The organism is Aliiroseovarius sp. B-4 (assembly GCF_056857795.1).
Genome location: NZ_JBSXNV010000035.1, coordinates 276,679 through 292,175 on the forward strand (window position 1 = coordinate 276,679; position 15,497 = coordinate 292,175).

The 15,497-nt window shown below is 59.9% G+C and carries 20 protein-coding genes; 4 read left to right on the forward strand and 16 right to left on the reverse strand.

Annotated features, from left to right (window positions below; all coding sequences use genetic code 11):
- Window positions 1–3: 3 nt before the first annotated feature.
- The 16 genes from AC13C8_RS09210 to ffh all read right to left on the reverse strand — a co-directional run bounded on the left by AC13C8_RS09210 (window position 4) and on the right by ffh (window position 13,203).
- Complete coding sequence (locus AC13C8_RS09210; RefSeq protein ID WP_091428832.1) at window positions 4–1,443, reverse strand: aldehyde dehydrogenase family protein; 1,440 nt, start codon at window positions 1,441–1,443, stop codon at window positions 4–6.
- Between the two features lies 1 nt (window position 1,444).
- Window positions 1,445–3,022 (reverse strand): ABC transporter ATP-binding protein, encoded by a 1,578-nt coding sequence (locus tag AC13C8_RS09215; protein ID WP_482847107.1) that lies wholly within the window; start codon window positions 3,020–3,022, stop codon window positions 1,445–1,447.
- Window positions 3,019–3,843, reverse strand: coding sequence for an ABC transporter permease (locus AC13C8_RS09220; RefSeq protein WP_407639004.1), 825 nt, complete (start codon window positions 3,841–3,843; stop codon window positions 3,019–3,021). Before AC13C8_RS09220 ends, AC13C8_RS09215 begins: the two co-directional genes overlap by 4 nt.
- Window positions 3,840–4,787, reverse strand: a complete 948-nt coding sequence (locus AC13C8_RS09225; RefSeq protein ID WP_482847108.1) for an ABC transporter permease — start codon at window positions 4,785–4,787, stop codon at window positions 3,840–3,842. The genes AC13C8_RS09220 and AC13C8_RS09225 overlap by 4 nt, the downstream gene beginning before the upstream one ends.
- Before the next feature lie 61 nt (window positions 4,788–4,848).
- The gene (locus AC13C8_RS09230) at window positions 4,849–5,661 is read right to left on the reverse strand and encodes a division plane positioning ATPase MipZ (protein ID WP_091428842.1); all 813 of its coding nucleotides are present in this window, start codon (window positions 5,659–5,661) and stop codon (window positions 4,849–4,851) included.
- 197 nt (window positions 5,662–5,858) lie between these two features.
- On the reverse strand, window positions 5,859–6,080 hold the full coding sequence (gene rpmE / locus AC13C8_RS09235) for a 50S ribosomal protein L31 (RefSeq protein WP_091428845.1): 222 nt from the start codon (window positions 6,078–6,080) through the stop codon (window positions 5,859–5,861).
- A gap of 11 nt (window positions 6,081–6,091) precedes the next feature.
- Entirely contained in the window at window positions 6,092–6,466 is a 375-nt protein-coding gene (rplS, locus tag AC13C8_RS09240; protein WP_091428846.1) for a 50S ribosomal protein L19, read from the reverse strand.
- A gap of 834 nt (window positions 6,467–7,300) precedes the next feature.
- Entirely contained in the window at window positions 7,301–8,107 is an 807-nt protein-coding gene (gene trmD / locus AC13C8_RS09245; RefSeq protein ID WP_091428849.1) for a tRNA (guanosine(37)-N1)-methyltransferase TrmD, read from the reverse strand.
- A gap of 97 nt (window positions 8,108–8,204) precedes the next feature.
- Complete coding sequence (locus AC13C8_RS09250) at window positions 8,205–9,023, reverse strand: hypothetical protein (protein ID WP_091428852.1); 819 nt, start codon at window positions 9,021–9,023, stop codon at window positions 8,205–8,207.
- Window positions 9,020–9,532: a ribosome maturation factor RimM gene (gene rimM, locus AC13C8_RS09255; RefSeq protein WP_482847109.1), complete on the reverse strand. Its 513-nt coding sequence runs from the start codon at window positions 9,530–9,532 to the stop codon at window positions 9,020–9,022. The genes AC13C8_RS09250 and rimM overlap by 4 nt, the downstream gene beginning before the upstream one ends.
- Window positions 9,529–9,678 carry a hypothetical protein gene (locus AC13C8_RS09260; RefSeq protein ID WP_177179290.1) on the reverse strand — a complete coding sequence of 50 codons (150 nt, stop codon included), beginning with the start codon at window positions 9,676–9,678 and terminating at the stop codon, window positions 9,529–9,531. The genes rimM and AC13C8_RS09260 overlap by 4 nt, the downstream gene beginning before the upstream one ends.
- A 19-nt stretch (window positions 9,679–9,697) precedes the next feature.
- Window positions 9,698–10,327, reverse strand: coding sequence for a 5,6-dimethylbenzimidazole synthase (gene bluB, locus AC13C8_RS09265; protein ID WP_091428854.1), 630 nt, complete (start codon window positions 10,325–10,327; stop codon window positions 9,698–9,700).
- Between the two features lie 27 nt (window positions 10,328–10,354).
- Window positions 10,355–10,753, reverse strand: coding sequence for a 30S ribosomal protein S16 (gene rpsP / locus AC13C8_RS09270; protein WP_091428855.1), 399 nt, complete (start codon window positions 10,751–10,753; stop codon window positions 10,355–10,357).
- A gap of 50 nt (window positions 10,754–10,803) precedes the next feature.
- Complete coding sequence (locus tag AC13C8_RS09275; RefSeq protein WP_091432048.1) at window positions 10,804–11,100, reverse strand: chorismate mutase; 297 nt, start codon at window positions 11,098–11,100, stop codon at window positions 10,804–10,806.
- A gap of 29 nt (window positions 11,101–11,129) precedes the next feature.
- Window positions 11,130–11,693 (reverse strand): GNAT family N-acetyltransferase, encoded by a 564-nt coding sequence (locus AC13C8_RS09280; RefSeq protein ID WP_482847110.1) that lies wholly within the window; start codon window positions 11,691–11,693, stop codon window positions 11,130–11,132.
- Window position 11,694: 1 nt separating this feature from the next.
- Window positions 11,695–13,203 carry a signal recognition particle protein gene (ffh, locus tag AC13C8_RS09285; RefSeq protein ID WP_482847111.1) on the reverse strand — a complete coding sequence of 503 codons (1,509 nt, stop codon included), beginning with the start codon at window positions 13,201–13,203 and terminating at the stop codon, window positions 11,695–11,697.
- Between the two features lie 306 nt (window positions 13,204–13,509).
- Here ffh and AC13C8_RS09290 point away from each other — a divergent pair, with 306 nt between their 5' ends.
- The 4 genes from AC13C8_RS09290 to AC13C8_RS09305 all read left to right on the forward strand — a co-directional run bounded on the left by AC13C8_RS09290 (window position 13,510) and on the right by AC13C8_RS09305 (window position 15,421).
- The gene (locus tag AC13C8_RS09290) at window positions 13,510–13,917 is read left to right on the forward strand and encodes a universal stress protein (RefSeq protein ID WP_091428866.1); all 408 of its coding nucleotides are present in this window, start codon (window positions 13,510–13,512) and stop codon (window positions 13,915–13,917) included.
- A 92-nt stretch (window positions 13,918–14,009) separates the two neighbouring features.
- Entirely contained in the window at window positions 14,010–14,384 is a 375-nt protein-coding gene (locus AC13C8_RS09295; protein ID WP_482847112.1) for a TFIIB-type zinc ribbon-containing protein, read from the forward strand.
- A 107-nt stretch (window positions 14,385–14,491) separates the two neighbouring features.
- Window positions 14,492–14,812, forward strand: coding sequence for an antibiotic biosynthesis monooxygenase family protein (locus AC13C8_RS09300; RefSeq protein ID WP_091428871.1), 321 nt, complete (start codon window positions 14,492–14,494; stop codon window positions 14,810–14,812).
- 21 nt (window positions 14,813–14,833) lie between these two features.
- Window positions 14,834–15,421: a rhodanese-like domain-containing protein gene (locus tag AC13C8_RS09305; RefSeq protein WP_091428872.1), complete on the forward strand. Its 588-nt coding sequence runs from the start codon at window positions 14,834–14,836 to the stop codon at window positions 15,419–15,421.
- The last annotated feature ends 76 nt before the right edge of the window (window positions 15,422–15,497 follow it).

Sequence of the window (15,497 nt, forward strand, 5' to 3'; positions counted from 1 at the left end):
GCCTTACCCGTGTTTCGCGGCGATGGTTTTGAGTTGCGAGAAGCCGTAAAGCGCTTCGAACCCTTTTTCGCGTCCGTGACCCGATTTCCCGACACCGCCGAAGGGCAGTTCAACCCCGCCACCCGCGCCGTAATTGTTGATAAACACCTGCCCCGCACGCAGCCGTTTCGCCAGCCGCATCTGGCGCGCACCGTCGGCGGTCCAGATGCTGGCCACCAGACCGTAATCGGTAGAGTTTGCGATCTGAACGGCTTCTTCTTCGGTCTTGAAAGGGATGATGACCTGGACTGGGCCGAACACTTCGTCGCGCGCCAGCGGGTGGTCTGGCGGCACATCGGCAAAGAGGGTCGGGGCCACGTAATGCCCACCTTCGGGGACGTCAGTGATCTGCCCCTGCCCGGCGATGCGCAGATCATTGCCTTTTCTCAAGAATGTTTCGACGATTTCTTTCTGGCGGGCCGAGATCAGGGGGCCAACATTCAGATCGGCAGTCGCAGGCCCGACTTTCAAGGCGTCATAGGCCGCACCCATCCGCGCCACCACGTCATCATAGACGGCGCGCTGCACCAGCACCCGTGAACTGGCCGAGCAGGTCTGGCCCGCGTTCTGGATGCAAGCGCCCACCAGAAAGGGCAGGGCGGCGTCCAGATCGGCATCGTCGAACACGAGCTGAGGCGACTTGCCCCCAAGCTCCAACGTCACCGGCACCACGTTTTTCGCGGCGGCGGCTTGCACCAAACCGCCCACGGACACCGAGCCCGTGAAGCTGATATGCTGAACGCCGGGATGGGCGGACAGGGCAGCGCCCGCTTCCTCGCCCAGCCCGGTGACGACGTTCAAGGCACCCTTGGGCAACCCTGCTTCTTCGGCCAGTCGCGCGAAGGCGAGCGCGGTCAGGCAGGCTTCCTCGGCTGGTTTCAACACGCAGGCATTGCCCATCGCAAGTGCCGCCCCGACGGACCGGCCGATGATCTGCATCGGATAATTCCACGGCACGATATGACCCGTGACACCGTGCGGTTCACGCAGGGTATAGACCGTGTAGCCATCAAGATATGGGATCGTCTGACCCATCACCTTGTCGGCAGCCCCCCCGTAAAACTCCATATAGCGGGCCAGTGCCACGGCGTCGTTGCGCGCTTGGGTGAGGGGCTTGCCCACATCGCGCGCCTCAAGCGCGGCTAGATCATCCACGCGCGTTTCAACCAACTGCCCGATTCGGGTCAGAATGCGCCCGCGCTCGGTGGCGGTCATGCGACCCCAATCGCCTTCCAGTGCGGATTGCGCGGCGGTCACGGCGGCGTCGATTTCATCAGCAGTGCCGCGCCCGATTTGCGTGAAAACCTTGCCGGTCGAGGGGTCTTCGACGGGCAGCGTGCGCTCGGTCTTGCGCCACAGACCGCCAATCAGGATCTCGGTCGGATCGAACCAAAGGTCTTCCATCTTAAGCCTCCTTCCACGCGGGCGGGATGACCGGCGCGGCGTTGATCAGGGTTTGTGTATAGGCGTGTTGGGGCGCGGCAAAGACCGCATCCGTCGCGCCGTCCTCGACGATCTTTCCCGCCTTCATCACCAGCACCCGGTCAGTGATCGAGCGCACCACGCCAAGGTCATGGCTGATGAACAGATAGCCCATCCCGTGACGCGCCTGAAGGTCTGCCAGCAGGTCAAGGATACCGGCGCGGATCGAGACATCAAGCGCTGACACGGCTTCGTCCAGAATGATCAGTTCCGGCCGCAGGATCAGCGCGCGGGCGATGGCGATGCGTTGGCGTTGGCCACCAGAGAACTCGTGCGGATACCGGGTCATGGCGTCTGCGTCCAAGCCGACCTCGGCCAGCGCATCGTGCACTCGGTTGCGCCAGCCTTCGGGGCGGCTGCCCAGCAGGTGAAAGGGCTCGGCGACCAGCCGTTCGACAGTCCAGCGGGGGTTGAAGCTGCCATAGGGATCTTGAAACACCACTTGCAGCCCGGCGCGGCGGGCGTGCGGCATGTCGGGCGCGATGGGCGTGCCATTCAGAAGGATCTCTCCGCTTTGCAGCGGTTCCAGACCCAGAATGGCGCGGCTGAGCGTCGATTTCCCGCAGCCGCTTTCGCCGACCAATCCAAGGCTCTCGCCCTTGTTCAACGTGAAGCTGACCCCATCCACGGCGCGAAATTGCGGGGTCGAACCAAACAGGTGCGTGCGGGGCAGGGGGTAGTCACGCACCGCACTGCGCACCTCAAGCAGCGGCGCGTCTTTCGGAATGGCCTGAGCGTCCGGCACGTGGCCGGAGGCATCCAGCAACTTCCGCGTATAGGGGTGCGACATGGTGCGAAACAGCGGCTCGGTTTCACCCTGCTCAACGATCTCGCCCTTGCGCATGACGGCGACATGATCGGCCATGCCCGCCACCACGGCCAGGTCGTGGGTGATCAGCAGAAGCCCCATACCCTCTTCGGCGACCAGCTCTTTCAGCAGCCCAAGAATCTGCGCCTGCGTGGTCACATCCAGCGCCGTGGTTGGTTCATCCGCGATCAACAGATCGGGATGCAGGGCGATGGCCATGGCGATGCAAACCCGCTGCCGTTGTCCACCGGACAGCTCATGCGGATAGCGATCCAGCGGGAAGCGATCTTGCGGCAGGCCCACGCGGGCGAGCTTCTCGGCTGCGATGCGCTTGGCGTTGTCACGACTGGCACGGCCATGGACCAACAGCGTCTCGGCCACCTGATCGCCGATGGTCTTGACCGGGTTCAGCGCGGTCATCGGTTCCTGAAAGATCATCGAGATGCGGCGCCCGCGGATGCTGCACATCGCGTCTTCGTCCAGCGTCGTAAGGTCGGTGTCCTCCAACCTCATCTGCCCGGATTGGATCATGCCGCGTGGCAAAAGCCCCATCAGGGCAAGCGCCGTCATCGACTTGCCCGACCCGCTTTCGCCCACCAGTCCGACCACCTGTCCGGGCGCAATGGCCAGATCCACATCGCGCAGGATCGGAATGTTGTGGATCGACAGGCTCAGGTTTTCGATCCGGATCATCCGCGCGCCCTTCTGATCCGGGGATCAAGCAGATCGCGCAGCCCGTCACCCATCAGGTTCAGGCCCAGCACCATCACGACGATGGCCAGCCCCGGCGCGATGGCCAGGCGCGGGTGGGAATAGATCATGGTCTGCGCATCCGCCAGCATTCGCCCCCAACTGGCTGTCGGGGGCTGCGCGCCAAGGCCCACGTAGCTCAGCCCAGCTTCTGCCAGAATGCCCAGCGAGAACTGTATGGTGCCCTGCACGATCAGCAGGTTTGCGATGTTGGGCAGGACGTGTTCGACACTGATCCTGGCTTTGCCCTTGCCAGCGACGCGCGCGGCCAAGATGAATTCTTGTGTCCAGATCGTCAGCGCGCCACCGCGTGCCACACGCGCGAACACGGGGATGTTGAAAATGCCGATGGCGATGATGGCATTGGTCGCGGACGGGCCGAAGGTTGCGGTGATCAGGATGGCGATGACGAGTGACGGGAACGCGAAGATCAGGTCATTACCGCGCATGATGACCTCGTCCAGCCTCCCGCCCCGATGGGCTGCGGCCAAAAGACCAAGCGGCACACCAAGCGCCATGCCGATGCCCACTGCAAGCACTGCCACGGCGATGGAAATACGCCCGCCCTCCATCAGCATCGACAGAAGATCGCGCCCGAAATGGTCGGTGCCCAAAAGGAACTCTGCTGACGGGGCGCGTAGCTTCGCGGCAATGTTCAGCGCGGTGACGTCATAGGGCGTCCAGAGGAATGACAGAAGGGCGGCCGCCAGCAAGACGGTGCTGAACGCCGCACCAATCCAAAGCTGGGCGGGCAGACGGATCATCTGCGCCTCCGCAATCGGGGATCAACCAGCGCGTAGGCCACATCAACCAAAAATGTCACAAGGATCACTGCAAAAACCAGCAACATCACCACACTTTCCACGACGACAAGGTCACGCTGCGTGATGGCCTGAAAGATCAGTCGCCCAAGACCGGGCAGGAAAAAGACGTTTTCGATGATGATCGCGCCGGCCAGCAGGAAACTGAATTGTAATCCGATGATGGTTAGCACCGGGATCAGTGCGTTGCGCAGTGCGTGGCGGCGCGTAGCCTGAGCGATGCTCAGCCCCTTGGCGCGGGCGGTGCGCATATAGTCCTGATGCAGAACATCCAACAGTGATGATCGCATGACACGGGCCAGAATTGACGCTTGCGGCAAGGCAAGGGCCACTGCGGGCAGGGTCAACGCCTTGATTGCGGGCCAGAACCCTTCATCCCAACCCGGGAACCCTCCGGCAGAAAACCAGCGAAGCTGCACGGCAAAGACCATCACCAACAGCATCGCAAACCAAAAATTCGGCACGGCGATGCCCAGTTGCGTGACCCCCATGATGGCATAGTCGGCGGGATTGCCGCGCCTGGCGGCGGCAAACAGGCCGACAGGGATGGCGATCAGAGTGGAGAGACATAGAGCGAGCAGTGCGAGCGGCAATGAGACCTGAAGCCGCTCCAGCACCAGTTCGGACACCGGCACGCGATAGGTATAGGACAGGCCGAAATCCCCGGTTATTAGCCCGCCCACCCAACCCAGATACCGGGCAGGTAGCGAGCCATCCAACCCCAGTTCCGCGCGTAGGGCGGCAATCGTTTCCGGCTGAGCATTCAGCCCCAGCATGAAGGACGCCGGATCGCCGGGGATTACCTCGATCATCGCGAAGATCACCAACGAGGCGACCACAAGGCTGAGGCCAAGCGACAAGGCGCGGGTCAGGACAAAACTCAACATGATCGCGAGGGTAGTCGGAGCCACGCCCTTCCGAAAGGGGGAAAAAGTGTGGCGCGCGTGGTTAGATTTTCACCTCGACACCGGGCAGGTTCAGGGCCTTCATCAACTCGCGCAATTCCTGACGAGCCGCGACGTTCGAGATGTTCATCTGCCCCACCACTCCGATATCGCGCAGGTCAAGCAGGGTCAGGCCACGCGGGAACAATTCACGGAAGATGACCCTTTCGTTAAAGCCGGGGGCCACACGAAAGCCGATGCGCTTGGACAGATCATCGACCGCATCGCCCATCTTTTTCTTGTTGTGCATCATCTGTGCGCCCAGTCGGTTGCGCACCACGATCCAGTCAATCGGTTTCAGTCCGGCCTTGGCGCGAAGCTGACGTGCGTTCCAAACCATCTCGGAATAGACCGAGGGGCCTTTGACCTTGTTGGTGTCCGGGTCGATATGGGCCAGCAAGTCGAAATCAACAAAACTGTCATTCAGGGGCGTGATCAGCGTGTCCGCCAGTGAATGCGCGACCTGGCTCAGCCGCGTGTGCGATCCGGGGCAGTCGATGATGATGAAATCCCGATCCGCCTCCAGTTTCGCCACCGCCATGGACAGGCGGCGATCATAAGGGTTTTCGCCGGGTTTCAGCGTGGCGGGATCGACTTCGGGCAAGTCGTGATATTCGGGGGTGGCGAGATCGACCCCGGCGCGCGCCATGGTGGCTTTGCGGTTTTCGACAAAGCGGCCAAAGGTCTTCTGGCGCAGATCCAGATCAAGAACCCCGACCTTATGCCCCAGCCGCGCAAGCGCAGTTGCCACATGCATGGACACGGTGGATTTACCGGCCCCGCCCTTTTCGTTTCCGACCACGATAATATGCGCCACGCCTGTATCCCCGACTGTTGTGCAGCTTCTTATGTGCGGGGACTATAAATACGAAGCCCAGCGGGGGGAAGATGTTCTGCGCATTGAAATCCGGGTTGAGTCTTCAGTGCCATAGGGGCTGAATTTGGGTATAGCCAGACGCAACGAAAAACGCCGCCCCACTTGGGACGGCGTTTCTGCCTCGAAAGAGGTTGGGCTTAGAAGCCAAAACCTTCGTATTTCGATTTGAATTTCGACACGCGACCACCGGTGTCCAGCAGGCGCGAGCTGCCGCCATTCCATGCCGGGTGCGCCGTTGGGTCGATGTCCAGCGACATGGTATCGCCTTCCTTGCCCCAGGTCGATTTCATCTGCACGATCGTGCCGTCGGTCATCTTGACGTCGATCATGTGGTAGTCGGGATGGATATCCTTTTTCATAACGACGCTCCTTATGCTTTCTTGGTTTTGTAGTTTGCATCTTCTGCGATACGTGCCGATTTACCGCGGCGGGTCCGCAGGTAATACATTTTCGCACGACGCACGCGACCACGGCGAACCACGGTGATGCTGTCGATGTTGGTCGAATGCAGCGGGAACACACGTTCCACGCCTTCGCCAAAGGAAATCTTGCGAACAGTGAACGAACCGGCAATGCCTGCGCCGTTCTTACGGCTGATGCAAACGCCTTCATAGTTCTGCACACGGGTGCGCGACCCTTCGGTCACTTTGAAGCCGACACGGATGGTGTCACCGGCTTTGAAATCGGGAATGTCTTTTCCCAGGGCGGCAACTTGTTCCGCCTCAAGCTCTGCGATCAGGTTCATCTGACCATCTCCTATCTATGCTTGCGGTTGGTCCGCAAAGTTAGCTGCCGTCCAAGAGCTCCGTGTCTTCACCGGGTCCGCATGAGCGCCCGCAGGAGGTCGTCCGTCGTTTCTTTTTCCGTTCTTCAGCCGGGTTTTGGGATGCAGAAGAAAGCACCACCCCAAATGAAAAACGCCCGCGCGACTCGGAAGAGTGGCAGACGGGCGGTGTATAGGCCCAATTTACCAGCGGATCAAGCGGTTTGGAGGCGGTTGAAGCGGGACAGAAAAGGCGGAAGCCGCACCCGGGAAAAAAGATGCGGCTTCCTTCGCTTCGGCATTCGTGAGTGGTGTCCGTCAGACGAGGACGAGGGGTGCCGAAAATTCGTTCCGTGCTGAGCGGAACATGGGGATGCGACGCTTGAGGGTCGCCGAGGGGCGCTGAGTGCAAGACGCGCGTTTCTTTTGCGCAAGGGCGTTCAGTGCGTTGATGCGGTTTTGTTTCGCTGTGATCAAAAGTTCCATGTCGTTCACCTTTCCTTGCCGTGTGTCGGTCGTTCAGAGTTCGAAGTTCACAAACTGTTTTCAATCGAAAAGAGACTAAGAAAGATGGTCGCGTGTCGGTCTGCGAAATCTTTTGAAATGGGTGGTTCGGTCTATCGTTGATTAAACGTCGCACGCCCAATAAATGACACAAATTCACCTTTCTCGGTTCCCCATAAATGGCGAGTACGAAAGGTTATAAGTCGCGAGTTTTTAGATGTTTTAGAAACAGTTAAGGGTTATTTTTGTGAACAGTTACACTTTTCGAAACAACGCCACAAAAAAGCCTTGATTGAATTTGGACGAAACCGGTCATTCAGCCCCGTCTTTGTCCCGTTTCCGCCGCAATGATTCCCACAAATCTGGCCTGCGCTCGCGTGTAAGTTGTTCACTTGCTTCGCGCCGCCAGGCCGCGATCTTGCCGTGATGACCCGATGTCAGAACCTCGGGAATGGTGCGGCCGCGCCATTCGGCGGGGCGGGTGTATTGGGGATGTTCCAGCAGCCCAGCGGAAAAACTTTCCTCTTCGGTCGAGGCTTCGTTGCCCAAAACGCCCGGCAGAAGCCGCACGGTGGCATCCAGCACAGCTTGGGCGGCGATTTCACCGCCGGTCAGGACGAAGTCGCCCAGACTGACCTCTTCAACCTCGTATTCCTCCAGCACCCGTTCATCGACGCCTTCAAACCGCCCGCACAGGATGGTCAGGCCGTCGCAGGCGGCAAAGCGGTGCGCCATGGCCTGATCCAAAGGCTTGCCGCGCGGCGACATGTAGAGGATCGGCCATTTGGCGCGGTCGCTGGATACGCCGGATTGCGCGGTGTCGATGGCATTCCCCAAGACATCGGCGCGCAGCACCATACCCGCGCCACCACCCGCCGGGGTGTCGTCGACATTGCGGTGCTTTCCTTCGCCAAACGGTCGCAGGTCGATCGGTTCCAACGCCCATAGCCCTTCGTTCAAAGCCCGCCCGGTCAGGCTTTCGCCCAGCACGCCGGGAAAGGCGCCGGGAAACAGGGTGATGACCTTTGCGGTCCAGACCCCGGCATAGCGCGGCGTGTCGGTCATCAACTCGCGCGGTTTAAGCGATGCCGAGACCGCAATTTTGCCGTGCGATTTCATAGCGCGAGACTTGGGGCTTGCGCTTGCATCGGTTGAAGGGGCTCTTGGTTTGTTCGTCATGGCGCCCCCCATACCGGGTTTCGGAGGGGGTGGGAAGTCAGGGTGTTCGCCGATGGGGCGACAGAAGGCGTTCTTTTTGCGCCTTCAACTCCGACTTTGAAAGCCCCTGACGGTTGAGCGCCAGAAATGCCTTGCGCAGCCCCGCGCCCTGACCCCGGTTGGTATGCGGGGCGGGCGTCAGGCCAACGCGCGCCGCACGGGGCACCTGCGCCAGATCAAGCACCGCCGTGGCCAGTCCGTTCGGGTCGTCGGTGTGATCTTCCAATGCAGCGGTCACGACCGGGATAGGGGACAACGTCTTCGCCATGCGCCGCGCTTCGTCAACCGGGCCGATGCCCGCCGAAAATCGCCCGCGAAAGGTGTCGAAATCATCGGTCAGGCGGATCGAGCGCAACAGGTGCCCGTGCACCGACCGAAGCCAGTCTTCGCGGTCGCGGGTGGTATAGAGGAACGTGATCGCAACATCAGGCCCGAAGCGCAGACGCAGTTCTTTCACAATGGTTCGGGCAAGTTTCTGGGCGGCGGGAAGATAGCTTGTAATCATCCGCCCGCCCAGCATCCGGTGTCCCGGCATCCCGCCGGAAAAACTTTCGCGCGATAGGATAATGACCTCGTGGTCTGGGATCGATGCCAGAAATGTCCGAAAGGCCTTGCGAAACAGATACAGGCGATGTGGAAAAGGGCGCTGGGCATAAAGACGCGCGGCGGCACCGGCGTTCATGAAATCCCGTTGGCCGTAATAGTCAAAAAACGGCGACAGGGGGGCACGGTTCTGGCTGAGGAAGTCCTGAAGGCTTGTCGTGCCGGTTTTGTGGAACCCGGCATGAACGATGACATGAGGTCTTCCGGAGATCATTCCGGAAAGACGCCTTTGGGTGGATCGGCGATGATCCGGCCCGCGGCCAGATCAACGGTCGGCACGGCCTCGAGTGTGAAGGGCAGAAGCGCGCCCGTCTTCAGGCCGGGGCCTTGCACCTCCAGCACGTCGCTGGCGCCATGGTTGTGCACCGCAGAAACGCGGCCAAGCTCGCGGCCACCCGTGTCCAAAACGGTCAATCCGATCAGGTCTGCATGATAGTATTCGTCATCGGGCAGCGTCGGCAGCGCATTGCGATCGGTGAAAAGCCGGGTGCCCCGTAACGCATCGGCATCTTCCTTGGTGCGCACACCGTCGATCCGGGCGGCGAACCCGTTCTTGATGGGGCGGTCCAACGCCAGTTCAAACTGGCGGGTGCCGTCCTCGGACCAGAGCGGGCTATAGTCGCCGATGGCCTTTGGCTCGGCGCAGAAACTTTTCAAGCGCACCTCGCCTTTGACGCCGTAGGCTCCGACAATTGCACCCACGCAAATTCGATGTTCGCTCATTCCACACCTACGCAAATGCCACGATCCACGGCACCGCCCCGATCAAGGCAACGGTCCGTCATGGAGTTTCGTTCAAACAGCAACCCGGCCAGAAACCCGGCACCGACGATCAGGATCAACCGAAAGGGACGAAATAGCAAACCCATGGCACAGCTTCCTTGGATGTCAGCGCGTTTCGATGGGAAGCGCGCCGCGTCGCTCCTCCCAGCCCGCATGTTCAAGTTCCGGGCTGTCGTCAACCGTTTCGGGCCAGCCCAGACAGAAATAACCCACCAGTTGCCAGTCAGTTGGGATGTCAAGATCACGGCTCAACCGGTCTGGGTCAAGGATCGACACCCAGCCTAGCCCCAGACCACGCGCACGCACGGCCAACCAGAACAGCATGATGGCAGACACCACCGAGTAGCGGCGCATCTCGGGCATCGTTCCCGCACCAAGGCCTGCGCCTTTCGCGGTGGCTTCGTCGCTGAACACCGCCAGTTGGACGGGGGCATCCTGCATTCCCGACAGTTTCAGCCCAGCATAGAGCTTGGCCTTTTCACCGGAATAGCCGCGCAAGGCGTCGTCATTTGCTTTCGTGAAATTCTCAAGCGCCGCGGCGCGGGCCATATCGCTTTCCACGCGGATCACCCGCCATGGTTCCGACAGTCCGACAGACGGGGCCAGCAGAAACGCGTCGAGGCACTCTTGCAAGAGTGCCTCGTCCACTGGATCGCTGCGAAAGCGGCGCACGTCGCGCCGCCAACGCATCAGATCTTCAAGATCCGACTGAAACGCCCGTGAAAAGGTGTGCATGTCAGATCCGCCCCTATTATTGGCAGCTTATTCTTCCGAGGCTTCTTCTACAGGCTCTTGCGCAGGAGCGGCAGCGGCTTCGGCAGCGGCGGCCGCTTTGTCGGCTTTTTCCTGCACACGCTCTTGTGCTTTCTTGCCCGGCGCACCTTTTTTCAGGTTCGCACGTTCTTTCTTCTCAAGGATGCCGGCGGCTTCCAGGAAACGCGACACGCGGTCTGATGGCTGCGCGCCCTGGCCCAGCCAGTATTGAACGCGTTCCATGTCCAATTTCACACGCTCTTCCGAATCTTTCGGCAGCAGCGGGTTATAGGTGCCCAGCTTTTCGATGAAACGGCCATCGCGCGGCATGCGGGAATCGGTTGCAACAACGCGATAGAACGGACGTTTTTTCGAGCCGCCACGGGCGAGACGAATTTTCATAGCCATGAGAGTTTTCCTTTTTTCTAGCTACTTGCGGGGAAGGCCCCGGCATTTGGTTATTCGTGGTGTTTCTTGTGATGCCTGATGACCTCATCAATGATGAAGTTCAGGAATTTCTTGGCGAATTCGGGGTCCAGATCGGCGCGACGTGACAGGTCTTCCAGGCGCTCGATCTGTTTGGCTTCGCGGGCGGGGTCCGAGGGCGGAAGTTCGTGTTCGGCCTTCAGCTTGCCGACAGCTTGCGTATGCTTGAAACGTTCGCCCAGCGTGTAGACAAGGATTGCATCCAGCCGGTCGATCGACCTGCGATGGTCTTTCAACAATTCAGCGGCGCGGGCGGCATCGTCGGTCATCGCGACGTCCTTTCCGTGAGAGGTATCGGTCATGCATACGCCTCCGGCCCGCCATCGCTGTCCAGCGGATAGCTAAAAACAAGTGCCCCGTCCAATGTGCCTGTCTGCTCGCCGCCCAATTTGGCGACCAACGCTTGGCTGGCGGTGTTTTCCGGCGCGACGTAGCTGACGATTTGGTCAGGTCCCAGACTGCGCAGATGGGCAAGCGTGGCTGTTGCGGCCTCAGAAGCGATGCCCTGACCTTGCGCCTCGGGGGCGATGAAAAAGCCAAGCTCGATGGCTTGGTCGCCGATTTCGACCCCAGCGAAGATAAACCCCACAGGCGTATTGTTCTGGCAGACGGTGAACATCCCATCGCCGCGCAGTGTCCAGCCAGCGGTGTAGTTCGTGAACTGCGCCCAGATCGCCTCGTTATCCGGTGGCTGCCCAATGAACTTGGCAGTGGGCAGCGAAAACAGTTGCTTGAACAGCGCGAAGTCACCCAGTTCGGGCGCACGCAAAACCAGACGTTGCGTGCGCAGCACGGGCAACGCGGCGCGGGCGGCTTCGGCAATCGGGGCGCCGGGGCAGGGAATGGTGACGGGCGAGATCATGTCACTTCTTCTTTCCAAAGCCAGACAAACCGGGAGGCAGGCCACCGCCGCCCAGACCGGGCAGCCCCCCCTTGGCGCCCAGTTGCTTTGCGGCTGCTTCCAGTGCCTTCGGGTCCATCGACGACGGGTCCATTCCCGGCGGCATGTCGGGGATGCCACCTTTGCCGAACATGCCTTTCATGGCTTGTTTTAACATCTTGCCTTTGCCCATCTTGCCCATCTTCTTCATCATGTCGCCCATCTGGCGTTGCATTTTCAGAAGCTTGTTCAACTCCGACACTTCCAGCCCGGCCCCTTTGGCGATCCGCTTTTTGCGGCTGGCTTGAAGAATCTGCGGGTTGGCGCGCTCGCGTTTTGTCATGGACTGGATAAGCGCAATCTGCTGCTTCAGCACCTTGTCGTCCATCCCGGCGGCCTCGGCCTGTTTGGCCATCTTGCCCATGCCTGGCATCATCCCCATGACGCCCTGCATTCCGCCCATCTTGATCATCTGCTCAAGCTGCATCTTCAGGTCGTTCATGTTGAACTGACCTTTCTGGAAGCGCTTCATCATGCGCTCGGCCTGTTCGGCCTCGATGGTTTCCTGCGCCTTTTCGACCAACGAGACGATATCGCCCATGCCAAGGATACGGCCTGCGATCCGCTCTGGCTCGAAAGTTTCCAGCGCATCCATCTTTTCGCCAAGACCGACATATCGGATCGGCTTGCCAGTGACGGCGCGCATCGACAGGGCGGCACCGCCGCGTCCGTCGCCATCCATCCGGGTCAGAACGACGCCAGAAATGCCAACTTTGTCGTCAAATTCCTGCGCAACCTCGACGGCGACCTGACCGGTCAGGCCATCGACGACCAGAAGTGTTTCGCGCGGGGTGACGACTTTCGAGACTTGCTCGACCTCGTCCATCAGGACTTCGTCGATATGCAAACGACCCGCCGTGTCCAGCATATAGACGTCATAGCCGCCCATCGTCGCCTGCTGCTTAGCGCGTTTGGCGATGTCGACAGGTTTCTGGCCGGGCACGATGGGCAGCGTGTCAACGCCCACCTGCGTGCCGAGGATCGCCAACTGATCCATTGCGGCGGGGCGATACACGTCAAGCGACGCCATCAGCACGCGCTTGCCGTCTTTTTCCTTCAAACGCTTCGCCAGCTTGGCGGTCGTCGTCGTCTTACCACCACCTTGCAGACCGACCATAAGGATCGGGGCAGGGGGGTTGTCGATCTTCAAGACACCCGGCTCGCCCTCGCCGGTCAGAACCTCGATCAGCGCATCGTGCACGATCTTCACGACCTGCTGGCCCGGGGTCACGGATTTGGTGACAGACTGGCCGGTGGCCTGTTCCTGCACTTTCTTGATGAAATCGCGGGCGACAGGTAGTGAGACATCGGCCTCAAGCAGTGCCACGCGGACCTCACGAAGCGCAGTTTTTACATCGTCCTCGGACAGCGCACCCTGTTTCGTCAGGCGGTCAAAGACACCGGATAGGCGGTCTGACAGGCTCTCGAACATATCTCGGCTCCTTTGCCGTTTCATTTACCCCTAAATAGGGGCTGGGCTGCACTAATCCAAACTTCAAACCAGTGACGCCCCTGTGGGCGCAACGCGCTGACAGAGGGCGATCCCGGCATAAGCCACGGGACCGGAAGCATAACGACTCCCGGAGTTGGGGCGGAGATAGCCCGCTTGCCCCTTGCTGTCAAGGAAAGCCACACAGCTGGCGGCAGGCTGGCACCAATTGACCTGTATCATGGTTGTGTGCTGCGGTGTAACGTATCCGGAAAGGGAAACGGAACACTCAAACACAGGAGCACCGAGATGTATAACAATGTCCTCGTGCCGATCGCTCTGGATCATGAGCGGGATACCAAAGAAGCCCTGAGCATTGCGAAAGCCATTGCCGAGAAAGGTGCCAAGATCACCGCCCTTCATGTGATGGAGGAAGTGCCCGCCTATGTTGCCCAATACCTGCCTGAAGGGCAGCTGGAAGAAAACGTGCATGAGCTTGAAGCGCGGATGAAAGAAGAACTGGCCGGAGAGGACAGCATCGCCATCAAGGTGGTCTCGGGCCACGCGGGCCATGCGATTGTGGATTACGCCAAGCACCATGGGGTCGACTGCATCGTCGTGGCCTCGCACCGGCCCGGCCTGACCGACTTCTTCCTTGGTTCAACGGCGGCGCGCGTGGTGCGTCATGCGCCTTGTGCAGTGCATGTGTCGCGATAATTCGCGCATTTCAAAATGTTGGGAAAGCGGGCTCTTGCGGCCCGCTTTTTCATTCCTACATCATTTATCAGCAAGGCAGGAGGAGCCAGCACATGAAATGCCCGATTGATGGAACTGATCTTTTGATGACGGAACGTCACGGGGTCGAAATCGACTATTGCCCCGAATGCCGGGGTGTCTGGCTTGACCGGGGCGAACTGGACAAGATCATAGAAAAGGCGACCCCTGCCGTGGTGCTTCCCAATCCTGATCCCGCCCCGACCGATCCGCCCGACCTGCCGGGACCGATCACCACCGACACGCCCGGTGCGGCCCGCCGCGAAGGTCGGGATGATCGGCGGTATAAAAAGCCATCGCGCAAGTATCGGTATGACGATGACGACGACGATGATGATTACCGCCATGCGAAGCGTTACAAACGCAGGCGCGGAAAGTCGATCCTGTCCGAAATATTCGACTTCGATTGATCCGTGATTGATCGGGGTGGGGGTGAGCCATTTCCGCCCACCCTCAAATCTCGTATTCATCTGGCGCACGAAAGGGATTAGGCTTTCCTTATCAACAGGAGGAAGCCATGCCCAAGATCAGCAAAGCCCCCGATTATCAAACTGTTATCACCACGTTCGAAATGACGCCCGGCACCTGTCAGGATTTGCTGGACGCGCTGACCGATGCCTATCATCAGTTCATTTCAAAGCAGCCCGGTTTCGTCGGGGCCGGTCTTCATGTCAACGACGCTCAGACCAGGATCGCCAACTATTCGCAATGGAAGCGGCGCGAGGATTTTCAGGCCATGCTGCGCACTGATGAAATGCGCGAGCGTAATCGCGTAATTGCGACCCTGTGCAAAAGTTTCGAGCCGGTCATGTATGACGTGTTTGAAACCTTCGACTAAACTTGGTGGAGAGGGACCGAGATGAAACATACAATTGCTTTTCTGACGGCAGTGATGTTGGCAACTCCTGCATTGGCGGATGGGGTCAATATCCGTCCGGACATGCCGTCGGTGACGGTCGAAACCGTCTCTGGCCCAGTGGAAATTTCGCGCAATCCCGATCAGGACAACCAGATAACAGGGGAATGGGCACGGACCTCTCGCGCCTGCCCGAATTTTTGTGTGCAACCGATGGTGCCCGCGCCCGGAGTGACACCAATCGGTGAGCTTGAGTTGCTTGAGATGTTGCAAGATCCCGAGGTGATCGTGGTGGACAGCCGCGTGCCGGCCGATCACGCAGGTGGCACCATCCCCGGCGCGATCTCGATCCCCTATAACGAAGCGGCAGATCGTCTGGATGAATTAGGGTGCGAGATTGATTTTGATGGGTTCGATTGTGAGGGCGCAAAACCCGTTGCACTGTTCTGTAACGGCAATTGGTGCGGTCAGTCGCCAACCGCCGCGCGTCGGATGATCGAAGCGGGCTTTCCCGCCGACAAGATCAATTATTATCGTGGTGGGATGCAGGCGTGGCGGTTGCTGGGTCTTACCGTGTCAGATCCCCAGTGACCTTTACCGGTTGGCGCGACCTTCACCTGTCGCGCCAGTTCCATCGCGTTGCAAAATTGGGGCAGTGTTGATGGCA

Bases quoted from the DNA above. Each gene is read 5' to 3' on its own strand.
- ffh (WP_482847111.1), bottom strand. From the start codon at position 13,203: ATGTTCGAGAGCCTGTCAGACCGCCTATCCGGTGTCTTTGACCGCCTG.
- rpsP (WP_091428855.1), bottom strand. From the start codon at position 10,753: ATGGCTATGAAAATTCGTCTCGCCCGTGGCGGCTCGAAAAAACGTCCG.
- AC13C8_RS09280 (WP_482847110.1), bottom strand. From the start codon at position 11,693: ATGATCTCGCCCGTCACCATTCCCTGCCCCGGCGCCCCGATTGCCGAA.
- AC13C8_RS09220 (WP_407639004.1), bottom strand. From the start codon at position 3,843: ATGATCCGTCTGCCCGCCCAGCTTTGGATTGGTGCGGCGTTCAGCACC.
- rimM (WP_482847109.1), bottom strand. From the start codon at position 9,532: ATGAGCGAACATCGAATTTGCGTGGGTGCAATTGTCGGAGCCTACGGC.
- rpmE (WP_091428845.1), bottom strand. From the start codon at position 6,080: ATGAAAAAGGATATCCATCCCGACTACCACATGATCGACGTCAAGATG.
- trmD (WP_091428849.1), bottom strand. From the start codon at position 8,107: ATGAAATCGCACGGCAAAATTGCGGTCTCGGCATCGCTTAAACCGCGC.
- AC13C8_RS09290 (WP_091428866.1), top strand. From the start codon at position 13,510: ATGTATAACAATGTCCTCGTGCCGATCGCTCTGGATCATGAGCGGGAT.
- AC13C8_RS09260 (WP_177179290.1), bottom strand. From the start codon at position 9,678: ATGGGTTTGCTATTTCGTCCCTTTCGGTTGATCCTGATCGTCGGTGCC.
- AC13C8_RS09300 (WP_091428871.1), top strand. From the start codon at position 14,492: ATGCCCAAGATCAGCAAAGCCCCCGATTATCAAACTGTTATCACCACG.
- AC13C8_RS09215 (WP_482847107.1), bottom strand. From the start codon at position 3,022: ATGATCCGGATCGAAAACCTGAGCCTGTCGATCCACAACATTCCGATC.
- AC13C8_RS09295 (WP_482847112.1), top strand. From the start codon at position 14,010: ATGAAATGCCCGATTGATGGAACTGATCTTTTGATGACGGAACGTCAC.
- AC13C8_RS09305 (WP_091428872.1), top strand. From the start codon at position 14,834: ATGAAACATACAATTGCTTTTCTGACGGCAGTGATGTTGGCAACTCCT.
- rplS (WP_091428846.1), bottom strand. From the start codon at position 6,466: ATGAACCTGATCGCAGAGCTTGAGGCGGAACAAGTTGCCGCCCTGGGA.
- bluB (WP_091428854.1), bottom strand. From the start codon at position 10,327: ATGCACACCTTTTCACGGGCGTTTCAGTCGGATCTTGAAGATCTGATG.
- AC13C8_RS09275 (WP_091432048.1), bottom strand. From the start codon at position 11,100: ATGACCGACGATGCCGCCCGCGCCGCTGAATTGTTGAAAGACCATCGC.
- AC13C8_RS09210 (WP_091428832.1), bottom strand. From the start codon at position 1,443: ATGGAAGACCTTTGGTTCGATCCGACCGAGATCCTGATTGGCGGTCTG.
- AC13C8_RS09250 (WP_091428852.1), bottom strand. From the start codon at position 9,023: ATGATCTCCGGAAGACCTCATGTCATCGTTCATGCCGGGTTCCACAAA.
- AC13C8_RS09225 (WP_482847108.1), bottom strand. From the start codon at position 4,787: ATGTTGAGTTTTGTCCTGACCCGCGCCTTGTCGCTTGGCCTCAGCCTT.